Origin of the sequence: Neokomagataea thailandica NBRC 106555 (assembly GCF_001598495.1) — a bacterium.
Classification (GTDB): Bacteria; Pseudomonadota; Alphaproteobacteria; order Acetobacterales; family Acetobacteraceae; genus Gluconobacter; species Gluconobacter thailandicus_A.
Genome location: NZ_BCZB01000020.1, coordinates 18,482 through 28,593, shown reverse-complemented (window position 1 = coordinate 28,593; position 10,112 = coordinate 18,482). Strand labels below are relative to the sequence as shown.

The following is a 10,112-nucleotide window of genomic DNA, read 5'->3' as shown; positions in this document are numbered from 1 at the left end:
GTCAATATGCGCGGTAATACCGATATTGCGGATCTTCGAGAGAGCCGATTTGGCTTCCTGAACGGTTTCGGACACGGATAACCTCCAAAATACAATAAAAGGTGCTTCAGCCTCAACTGAAACACCTCCGCCGCAGCCCGTAGGGGCTGAACCTGACATATCCCAGTGGCGGTGGAATGACCCAGACCGCCACGGTTTTCAAGTGCAATCTCTATACCAAAATGCCGATAACTGAAAATTTTTCAGCTTGACACGCCATCAGGCATTGAGAGCCTTCAGGCGGACTGGACGGCCTTGCGCTCCTGCACACGCAGAATACGACGCTTAATAACCTTAGCTTCAACCGGAAGCTTGCGATCAGGCGTACCAAGCAGGAACGAATCCAAACCACCGTTATGTTCGATGGTACGAATGCCGTTTGTTGACAAACGCATACGAACTGATGCTCCGAGAATGTCAGAAACCAGTGTGGCTTCTTGCAGATTCGGAAGGAAACGACGGCGGGACTTGTTATTGGCGTGGCTGACGTTATTGCCCGTCAGCACGCCCTTGCCCGTGACTTGGCAACGGCGAGACATATGAGAACTTTCCTCGATGCTGGATGACGCTGGACGTCTGTGCCCGGCGCGTTCCGTAAATCAGGCGCGGCTTATGGCGAAAGATAGCCCTTCCGTCAAGCCCTTATCGTAAATTGACCGCCCTGCGCGCGCCACATTTTGGCATATTGCCCGTCCAAATCCAATAATTCTGCATGAGTTCCGCGCTCTATAATACGCCCTTCATCCATGACAATAATCTGATCAACTCCAGCCACCGTGGACAAACGATGCGCGATAATCACCGTCGTTCTGGTCCGTGAAATCGCGTCTAACTCATGTTGTATGGCGGCTTCTGTTTGCGTATCCAAAGCGCTTGTCGCCTCATCCAAGAGCAGAATACGTGGGTCTTTGAGTAATACCCGCGCAATGGCCACACGCTGCTTCTCTCCACCGGAGAGTTTTAAACCACGCTCCCCCACAACCGTCTCATAGCCATGAGGCAAGGTGCAGATAAAATCATGAATTTGTGCCCGCCTTGCCGCATCCTCGATGGCACTTTGAGGCGCACCGGGAAAACCATACGCAATATTTTCGCCGATACCCGCATTGAACAAAACCGTGTCTTGCGGAACGATTCCTATAACGCGCTGTAAATCCGCTTCTGCAAACGCTCGCACATCATGCCCATCGACCTGCACTGCCCCAGAAGACACATCAAACGCACGCGTCAAAAGACGCCCTAAGGTCGACTTCCCCGACCCCGTATGCCCCACCACCGCTAAGGACGAACCAGCAGGCACCCGTAACGTAACACCCTTCAAAATCTGTCGATCAGCATCATATCCAAACGCGACATCATCAAACGAAACAGACGCCGCACCTCCATCCTTCAATCTCGCAGGAATATGAACAGGGTTTTTGGGTGGTTCAATTTCAGAGCGTTGCGCCAACAGCTCCAAATAATTTTCCAAATCTACGCGCGCATTTTGCCAACCCGCACTGACATAATTTAATGAACCGACAGCCGAATAGAGACTGCGCAAATACGCGCCAATCAACACAAATTGTGCAACACCGAGATGATGGTGCAGCACATCTTGCGCCGCAAAAACGAACAAAATCGCCGTTGTCAGCGCAATCAAAAGCCCCCGCGTTGCCTGCGACAGATTAACCAACCCGTTAAGCCGTATGTCGGCATCACGAAAAACTTTTTGCGCCTTATCATAGCGTTGAATTTCATAATCCGCGTTACCGAAGCTGCGTACCGTCTCAAAATTTAGAATACTGTCCAATAAACGGTGCTGCGCTGCACCACTACACACATTGCGCCGCCGCCGCGCCGCCATACGCGCACGGGTAAACGCATAAGAAATGCTCGAATACACCGCGATAGCCGCCAACAAAACCAACAAATACCGCGCGTGAAAAAATCGTATAATCACCACAAATGTCATCAATAATTCTAAGACATTGGGCAGCACATTGAACAAGAATAAGTTCAATACGCTCTCAACAGCCGAAACCCCACGATCCAAAATTCGTGTAATAGCCCCCGTCTGCCGGTCCAAATGGTAACGCACACTCATGCCGTGCAAATGCCGCAAACCTAACAAGGCCAAACGGCGCTGCAATTCTGATTCTACCGGCTTAAACACGATATTTCGTAGAGGCGTTGCTAAAGCGATCACACATCGTAGCACCGCAAATTCTGCGATAAGCCACAATACAGCCCTCATCTCAGGGCGCACTGATAACACCCCAACAATACGACTCAGCACCACCGGTGCCCAAACCGTGAGCGCACTCTCCACAACCAGCAATATAATAGCGCTGGCCACACGGAGTACGAATCCTCTCAGCCGCTCGGGGCGGATCAAAGGCCATAGCTGAGCAAGGGAAAGAGCCTTAGGGGCATCGAATGTTTTGGGCATGAGCGATATAATGCCGTAGCCTATCCCGTCTTTGCAAACATGACGCCATCTGGCGCTACGAGTACCAACCCAACGATGACCTCACACATCACCCCCTTCCTTGAACATATTCATGCCTGCAATCAGGCCACACTCCCCGGACAACGCGCCCCCTTTTTCTGGCGCGATGAACAAATCGGATGGGTCTCCCCTGCAATTGCGCGCGAACTCCGCAGCCTAAAGGCCAACACAGGCAATACACTCGGCATTCAAGACACAAATGCCTTACGCCCCCTAGCACTCACTCTCGCGCAGCGTGGCCTCTATAAACTGCACCATGAAGATTTTGATATTCGCAATAAGGCGGGTGACATCATCGGGCAGATTGATCGCGGCGCCATCCCTATTCTTGGCCTCGCGGCAGAAGGTATTCACCTCAACGGCCTCGTAGAAACCAATCATGGCCCCCATCTCTGGGTTGCGCGCCGGAGTATGGACAAAAAGCTCGACCCTGGAAAACTGGATCATCTCGTTGCCGGCGGGATGAGTGCGGGCCTTACCCCTTCGACAACCGTCATCAAAGAAGCCGAAGAAGAAGCAGGTATCCCTCCCAGCTTAGCGCAGCAGGCCAAACCCGTCAGCCGCATCCAATACGCTATGGAGCGCCCTGAGGGGCTTAGACGGGATGTTCTCCACTGCTACGACCTCACCTTACCCGAAACCTTTCGCCCCATCCCGAATGATGGTGAAGTCGAAAGCTTCCACCTCCTTCCTCTGATGGAGGTTTTCGAACGCGTACGCAGCACGCATGATTTCAAATTCAACGTTAATCTTGTGCTGATTGATCTCTTTTTACGTCGTGGCCTATTTTCACCACAAGATCACACCCTCATCCATAACGCTCTACATCCGATTGCATCATAATGACATTACGCTCCCTGCTCACAGCCTGCCTTCTCCCCCTTGCCCTCGGCGGCTGCATTGCTCCTGTAAACGTTGTGCCCAGCCTTTGCCTCTCCATGAGAGCCACCAAGATGCTGGATATTCACATGATGTTCGGCCTCACAAAACCTAATGGCCAGCCCATCTCAGACGCAGAATGGCAAGGCTTTACGCAAAATGTCATCACCCCCCTTTTCCCAGCGGGTTACTCCATTCTTTCGGCCGATGGCCAATGGCGCGATACCCAGACAGGCACCATCACACATGAACCATCCCGCGTCTTATGGATCGCAACACCTGATCGCCCCAATCTTCAGCACGACATCACGCTTATTCGAGAGCGCTATAAGCAAGATTTTGATCAACAATCCGTTGGCTTAACCATCGAAAACGAGTGCGCTTCTTTCTGATCCAACCTGAATATCATTGCAGCCTCTCGCCACTCTTAGGCGTTCTTATCTTTTGTGATAGTGCTGATAGCACGCTTACTGACATGAGGCTTCAATGACCGAAACACCTTCGACCATCAACGAGGATGTATCCAAAAGCGTATTGCAGCGACGAGCACGTGGCTTTCTTGCTCTGTTCTTCGTCGCCATCGCTTTATACACTCTTCACAACTTCCTCCCGGCCCTCTTATGGGGCAGCGTTTTTGCCATCGCCCTATGGCCACTATACAAAAAGCTAGAACGCAAATTCGGTACAGGCGAGTGGCTTCCACTGTTGTTTACCGTTGCTGTTGCGCTGATTTTCCTAGCCCCCCTGTCACTCCTCGGCGTTAAAATCGCGGATGAAACCCATAGCGTTCTCCTATGGGTCGATGATGTCCGCCATAATGGCATTCCCGCCCCAGAATGGCTCGGCCGCCTACCTTTCCTCTCCACCCAAGCATCCAATTGGTGGCAGGCACATCTCACAAGCCCGGAACGCGTCTCTAATTTTATGCATTCCGTGGATGTCGGCCATAGTATGCAGGTCACCCGTCAGGTAGGTTCACAACTCGCCCAACGCGGTATGGTCTTCAGCTTTTCAATGCTGACGCTCTTTTTCCTCTTAAAAGACGGTGACTACGTCATCCGCAAAGCCCTGCTAGGCTCACAGCGTCTCTTCGGGAAACAAGGCGAAACCATCGCGCGTCAAATCGTCTCATCCGTTCACGGCACTGTATCCGGGCTTGTTCTTGTCGGCCTCGGCGAAGGCGTGATCATGGGCATTGCGTACGCACTCACAGGCGCACCACAGCCTCTGATTTTTGCCATGATTACCGCAGTCGCTGCCATGATCCCTCTTCTGGCATGGCCTACAGTTGGTATCGTCGTTCTTCTGCTGCTCATCAAAAGCGGAATGGTCAGCGCGATCATCGTCGCTGTTTTAGGCTCGATTGTCATCTTCGTAGCTGATCACTTCGTCCGCCCCGCACTCATCGGCGGCAGCACACAGCTCCCATTCTTGTGGGTCTTACTTGGCATTCTTGGCGGCGCTGAAACATGGGGATTACTTGGCCTGTTCCTTGGCCCAGCCATCATGGCCTCACTGCATCTTTTATGGATGCTCTGGACCAGCGACAAAACAGAAGAAATTATCGGCACTTCCGATTCTGTCTCTGAGGATATTTAGCATTTAGTAGGGGAAATTACCGCAGGACTGGTCGGGCAGGCGGGATTCGAACCCACGACCCCCAGTCCCCCAGACTGATGCGCTACCAGGCTGCGCTACTGCCCGTCCTGCGGTGGCGATTATGTAGCAGTGTCTGCCCCATTGCGCAATGGGGCAGATTTACTCAAACCGGCAAAAGTTTTCTTAAACGCCGTAACTCTTCCAAAACTTCGCCCAACTCGCTTTTAAGCGTCAGGTTTTCGGACGTTAAACGCGCCAAACGCTCTGCATACTCTACAACACCCGACGCCGCAGCATCATGGGCATCATGGGCATCATGGGCATCATGGGCATCATGGGCATCATGGGCATCATGGGCATCATGGGCATCATGGGCATCATGCTCGGGCGCAGCAGCAGCAACCTCAAGCTCTTTTTCTACTCCAGTGGCCGTATTTTCTGATGCCCCTGCTTCCACATTCAAAGCAGGCACCTGATCTTCAACTGCATCCTCTGCGGTCAAATGCTGCGCCTCCACGCTTTCCACTTGCGCAGGCACATGCTGCTCATCTTGCAATCGTAGAGCTGTTTCTGAGGGCGTCAGCCGATCAACATATAAAAAATGGGATATTTTACGTAAAATATCGACATCTTCTGGCCGATAATACCGCCGCCCACCTTCACCACGAAAGGGCTTTACCCCTGGGTAAGCCGTCTCCCAAGAGCGCAAGCGATGCTGCGGAACATGCAATTCATCCGCCACTTCACTAATCGTCCGGTACGCATCATCCGATTTTTGTATAGTAATGGATGACTGCTCTACGCTTGCGTTCCCATCATGATCATGATGTTCATTTAAATCCATCAGTCATTGCCCTGCTGATCATGCTGTCGTGACATCACTGTGTCATTATTAAGCCGATTACGCAAAAGCTGAGATGGACGAAACACCAAAACGGCACGAGGCAAAATAGGCACTTCAACGCCCGTTTTCGGATTGCGACCAACACGCTCCGACTTACGCCGCACCGAGAATGTACCAAAACCGCTTAACTTCACGGTTTCGCCTTGGGACAATTGCTCGCTCACCTGCTCTAGCATTGTCTCAAGCACACAGGAGGAATCATGCCGAGATAACCCAACATGAGCATGAATTTTTTCAACGAGCGTTGAACGCGTCACGGTATCCATGTGTTTTGCGTATCATGAATAACGGCGCAGTCAAATAAATCTCACCATACCCCGACAAAAGAGTACGATTCGGCTACATTCGCAGCAGCGCAGATCCCCATGTCAGCCCACCACCAAGGGCCTCCATCAACACCAAATCACCTGACTTGATTCGCCCATCATGCACAGCGGCATTTAATGCCAAAGGAATAGAGGCGGCCGATGTGTTTGCATGTTGATCAACAGTCACAACAACACGTTCCGCCGGGAGATTGAGCTTTTTGCCCATCCCCTCAATAATCCGCAGGTTAGCTTGATGTGGGACCATCCACTGAACGTCTTGCCCCTGCAAGCCATTGGCTTCAAGCGCCTCATCGACGGCCTGAGCAAGCTTCACAACGGCATGCCGGAACACTTCTCGCCCTTGCATTTTTACAGCGGGATGCGTTGCACAACCTTCCTGCGTAGAATGCCCGACATATAAAATATCGCCGATTGTTCCATCCGCATGCAGATGCGTCGAGAGGATACCCTCCCCCTCAGAAGCACCTGCCTCAAGGATTACAGCCCCCGCACCATCGCCGAACAACACGCAGGTCGTGCGATCATTCCAATCCAGCAGTCGGGAGAAAACTTCACTGCCAATAACCGCAACACGACGCGCACTACCGGCCTTAATCAGCGAATCACCAACAGACAAAGCATAAACAAACCCTGAGCACGCTGCGCTGAGGTCAAAACCAAAGCCTGACGTCATACCCAAAAGGGCCTGCACCTCTACTGCGACAGATGGAAAAGCACGATCCGGTGTTGCTGTTGCAACAATCACAGCATCAAGATCAGAAGCCTTTAAGCCGGCATGCTCCAAGGCCTTCTTGGTTGCTTCCGCAGCCATAAAGGCCGTCGTTTCGTCTTGTTCTGCAATATGCCGTTGTGTGATGCCTGTACGCGTACGAATCCACTCATCGGACGTATCAATACGCGTTGCCAACTCATCATTTGTCACAACATTACGGGGCAAATAGCCGCCGACACCAGCCAAACGGGCACGAACAGAAGAAGACATAACTTCAGCCTACGGGTTGTGCTTCAGCAGCCGTATCCGACGAAATCCCAGCTTTGGTGGACTCATCATTCAGCATACCAAGCTGGTCAAGACGGTGGCGAATTTTATCGTTCAGCTTATGCTCAACCGCGTCCATCGCCACATCCACCGCCGCGGCAAAACCTTCACCATCCGCTCCGCCATGAGATTTAACCACAATCCCAGCCAAGCCGACGAAGAGAGCACCATTATAGCGGCGCGGATCAATCCACTCACGCATACGCTCAAGCCCCGGACGAACCAGGAGATAACCCAAGCGCGTAATAAGGTTAGTTTGGAAAACACGCTTCAAAAGACCAAAGGCAAGCTTCAACGCACCTTCGCCTGTTTTAAGAGCGATATTCCCCGTGAACCCATCCGTAACCACCACATCAGTCGTTCCGGCCGTAATATCATGACCTTCAACAAATCCGTGGAACTGCTCGGACAGCACACCTTCACGCAGGCGTTCTGCCGCCTGACGCAAACGTTCATCACCCTTCAATTCTTCAGAGCCAACATTCAAAAGGCCGATTGTCGGTTTTGAAAGCCCTAAAGCCGCTTGAGCAAAAGCCTCACCCATCACTGCAAACTCAACGAGGTTGCGCGAATCACAGGCAATGTTTGCGCCAAGATCCAGCATTACCACATCACCGCGCCCTGAAGGCTGAACAGCTGCCATAGCCGGACGGGAAATACCGGGAAGAGTACGAACAATAATTTTAGCGAGAGCCAGCATCGCACCACTGTTCCCAGCAGATACAACCCCCTGCGCTTCACCAGAAGCAACAACTTCCATCGCCATACGTAGAGAGGAACCTCTCACACGCAAAGCAGATGTAGGCTTCATATCCATTGAGATACTGGCAGGAGCATGCCGAATATCACAAATACTTGCAGCTTTCGGGTATGCCATCAGTGAACGACGAAGCAACGCTTCATCACCAATCAACAAAACCCGTGCCTGCGGGTGCCTGTCTGCTGCCAGCTCTAAGCCAGCCAGAACAATATCAGGTGCCTGATCACCACCCATCGCATCAACGGCAAGCGTATACACCTGTGGAGGCTTTACGGTCGCATTAGACGTGATCGGCGCTTCAGACATCAAAACAGTTCCCAGACAACATCACTTAGACTTAAGCACCTTCGCCCTACGTGGCGATGCACCTTATTGAAACCAAGGCACATCGCCCAGCGCAATTAGGCGCGAACGGCAGTCTTCAGGGTCTTGCCAGCGGCAACGACTTCACGGCCGTCATAGTGACCGCAGCTGCTGCAAACGTTGTGTGGGCGCTTCAGCTCACCGCAGTTGCCGCACTCTGCGTGTGCTTCAACTTGAAGTGCGTGGTGGCTACGACGCATGCCACGACGGGACGGCGTGGTCTTTCTTTTAGGGACGGCCATGGCGTTATGCCTCTCTCTTACTGCTGTATCGGCACCAATGACCCGCTCCCGAGGGAGCATGGTGCGCTGGGTTTACATGTGTTCCTTCGGCTCGTCATCACGCCGAGTTCAGGCGGGCGGCTCTAGCAGACAGCACGCAAACTCGCAAGACAAAGCTTGCATTTTAATCAAGTTTACCACCCTTACGAAGGGAAGTCAGAGCCGCGAACGGATTCGGACGGCCACTTCCTTCGCCCGTTCCTTTGCCGTTTTCTTGCGCTGCTTTCAACTCCTCATCGCTCGGAGTGACATCAACAGCATTGTCCAGCTCCGCCCCGAGCTTACGCGGATAAGGGTCTAACATCAGCGCCAATTGCTCCGCAGCAGCCTCACCCAAATCCAAGGCTTTGCCATCATGCGGCACATCATCAGGCGCATCCAAATCGATAGAATCGATGTCGAATTCCAGATCATCATCTGGCAATTCACTCTCTGGTACAAAATTCAATTGGAACGGCTCGGACAGAGCAACATCAAACGTCTCTGCCGTAATCACGCACACCTGCGTTACACGTGCTTCCAGCGTTCCTTCTGCATGCACATGCCTGACAACCCGCCCATTCCCCATAGGTTTAAGGCGGAAATGACACCGCAGCGCATCTACCGCAGGGATACCAAAGCGGCGTGCGAGCGCTTGACGCTCAGCCTCATTCGCCGTGATAGTCTCTTCAGCACCTGAACCCAAGCGATTGAAAAGAAAACGGCGAGAAAATTCGATCCGATCGGACATCAAAAAACACTCAAAAAGCCTAGCTTCCTTGCTGAAAGGAAGCGTAATCGTTGACAAGGATGCTCGCTTTGCGGCACGCGCAGGGTTGAGCGCCCTTCCCGCACAGGATATGCACAACTTCATGAATAGCGCATCTCACCCATCAGCCCAAAAAAGAACACGTCATCACAGAACACTTTTTGCTTCGGCAGTTCTGTTATGCGCCCCCCTGCTGGTGGGAGGATGCTCGTTGTTCAGCCCCATCCCACAGCCGCGCGGCTCCCTCATCGAAAAAGAGGATTACAGCCAGCTCGTGCCCGGCACCAGCACGCAGTCCGACGTAATGGACGTCCTCGGCTCACCAACCGCTCATGCGACATTTGATGATAACACGTGGATTTATGTCTCCATGGTCACATCGCCACGTCCGCTTAATTTCCCAAGAATCGATAAGCAACAAGTTGTTGTCCTCAATTTTGACAACACCGGCATCCTACGCAAACTCAATACGCTTGATAAAAAACAAGCCATTGATGTCGGCATGGTTGGACGCACAACGCCGGCACCGGGCACAAAAACCTCGGTTCTCCAACAACTGTTGGGCAATGTCGGTCGCTATAACCCAATGAGCAATATGGGCAGCACCTTCGGCGGCAGCTCTGGCCCAATGAGCAACCAAGGTACAGGTCAGGGTGGCGCTGGTAACACCCTGCCGTAAC

At 52.5% G+C, this 10,112-nt stretch carries 12 protein-coding genes and 1 tRNA gene; 4 read left to right on the top strand and 9 right to left on the bottom strand.

Annotated features, from left to right (window positions below):
* Positions 1 to 275 precede the first annotated feature (275 nt).
* Together rpmB and NTH01S_RS08175 are read right to left on the bottom strand one after the other, a co-directional pair.
* Entirely contained in the window at positions 276 to 578 is a 303-nt protein-coding gene (gene rpmB, locus NTH01S_RS08180; RefSeq protein WP_068172235.1) for a 50S ribosomal protein L28, read from the bottom strand.
* Between the two features lie 95 nt (positions 579 to 673).
* Entirely contained in the window at positions 674 to 2,470 is a 1,797-nt protein-coding gene (locus tag NTH01S_RS08175) for an ABCB family ABC transporter ATP-binding protein/permease (protein WP_068172232.1), read from the bottom strand.
* A 39-nt stretch (positions 2,471 to 2,509) separates the two neighbouring features.
* Between NTH01S_RS08175 and NTH01S_RS08170 the strand changes: the two genes are divergently transcribed.
* The 3 genes from NTH01S_RS08170 to NTH01S_RS08160 all read left to right on the top strand — a co-directional run bounded on the left by NTH01S_RS08170 (position 2,510) and on the right by NTH01S_RS08160 (position 5,008).
* The gene (locus NTH01S_RS08170; protein WP_084367157.1) at positions 2,510 to 3,373 is read left to right on the top strand and encodes an NUDIX hydrolase; all 864 of its coding nucleotides are present in this window, start codon (positions 2,510 to 2,512) and stop codon (positions 3,371 to 3,373) included.
* On the top strand, positions 3,373 to 3,801 hold the full coding sequence (locus NTH01S_RS08165; protein ID WP_068172226.1) for a DUF3574 domain-containing protein: 429 nt from the start codon (positions 3,373 to 3,375) through the stop codon (positions 3,799 to 3,801). Before NTH01S_RS08170 ends, NTH01S_RS08165 begins: the two co-directional genes overlap by 1 nt.
* A gap of 94 nt (positions 3,802 to 3,895) precedes the next feature.
* The gene (locus NTH01S_RS08160) at positions 3,896 to 5,008 is read left to right on the top strand and encodes an AI-2E family transporter (RefSeq protein WP_068172223.1); all 1,113 of its coding nucleotides are present in this window, start codon (positions 3,896 to 3,898) and stop codon (positions 5,006 to 5,008) included.
* A gap of 28 nt (positions 5,009 to 5,036) precedes the next feature.
* Here the strand turns inward: NTH01S_RS08160 and NTH01S_RS08155 are convergent.
* The 7 genes from NTH01S_RS08155 to NTH01S_RS08125 form a co-directional block, all read right to left on the bottom strand.
* Positions 5,037 to 5,113 (bottom strand) — tRNA-Pro (locus tag NTH01S_RS08155).
* A 58-nt stretch (positions 5,114 to 5,171) separates the two neighbouring features.
* Positions 5,172 to 5,852, bottom strand: coding sequence for a MerR family transcriptional regulator (locus tag NTH01S_RS11960; protein ID WP_068172220.1), 681 nt, complete (start codon positions 5,850 to 5,852; stop codon positions 5,172 to 5,174).
* Positions 5,852 to 6,178, bottom strand: a complete 327-nt coding sequence (locus NTH01S_RS08145; RefSeq protein WP_068172218.1) for an integration host factor subunit alpha — start codon at positions 6,176 to 6,178, stop codon at positions 5,852 to 5,854. Before NTH01S_RS08145 ends, NTH01S_RS11960 begins: the two co-directional genes overlap by 1 nt.
* 73 nt (positions 6,179 to 6,251) lie before the next feature.
* Entirely contained in the window at positions 6,252 to 7,223 is a 972-nt protein-coding gene (locus NTH01S_RS08140) for a beta-ketoacyl-ACP synthase III (RefSeq protein ID WP_068172216.1), read from the bottom strand.
* Between the two features lie 4 nt (positions 7,224 to 7,227).
* Positions 7,228 to 8,346: a phosphate acyltransferase PlsX gene (gene plsX, locus NTH01S_RS08135; RefSeq protein ID WP_068172213.1), complete on the bottom strand. Its 1,119-nt coding sequence runs from the start codon at positions 8,344 to 8,346 to the stop codon at positions 7,228 to 7,230.
* Positions 8,347 to 8,441: 95 nt separating this feature from the next.
* The gene (rpmF, locus tag NTH01S_RS11595) at positions 8,442 to 8,645 is read right to left on the bottom strand and encodes a 50S ribosomal protein L32 (RefSeq protein ID WP_084367160.1); all 204 of its coding nucleotides are present in this window, start codon (positions 8,643 to 8,645) and stop codon (positions 8,442 to 8,444) included.
* A 163-nt stretch (positions 8,646 to 8,808) separates the two neighbouring features.
* The gene (locus NTH01S_RS08125) at positions 8,809 to 9,414 is read right to left on the bottom strand and encodes a YceD family protein (protein ID WP_068172210.1); all 606 of its coding nucleotides are present in this window, start codon (positions 9,412 to 9,414) and stop codon (positions 8,809 to 8,811) included.
* 121 nt (positions 9,415 to 9,535) lie between these two features.
* Here NTH01S_RS08125 and NTH01S_RS08120 point away from each other — a divergent pair, with 121 nt between their 5' ends.
* Positions 9,536 to 10,111 (top strand): outer membrane protein assembly factor BamE, encoded by a 576-nt coding sequence (locus NTH01S_RS08120; RefSeq protein ID WP_068172251.1) that lies wholly within the window; start codon positions 9,536 to 9,538, stop codon positions 10,109 to 10,111.
* The last annotated feature ends 1 nt before the right edge of the window (position 10,112 follow it).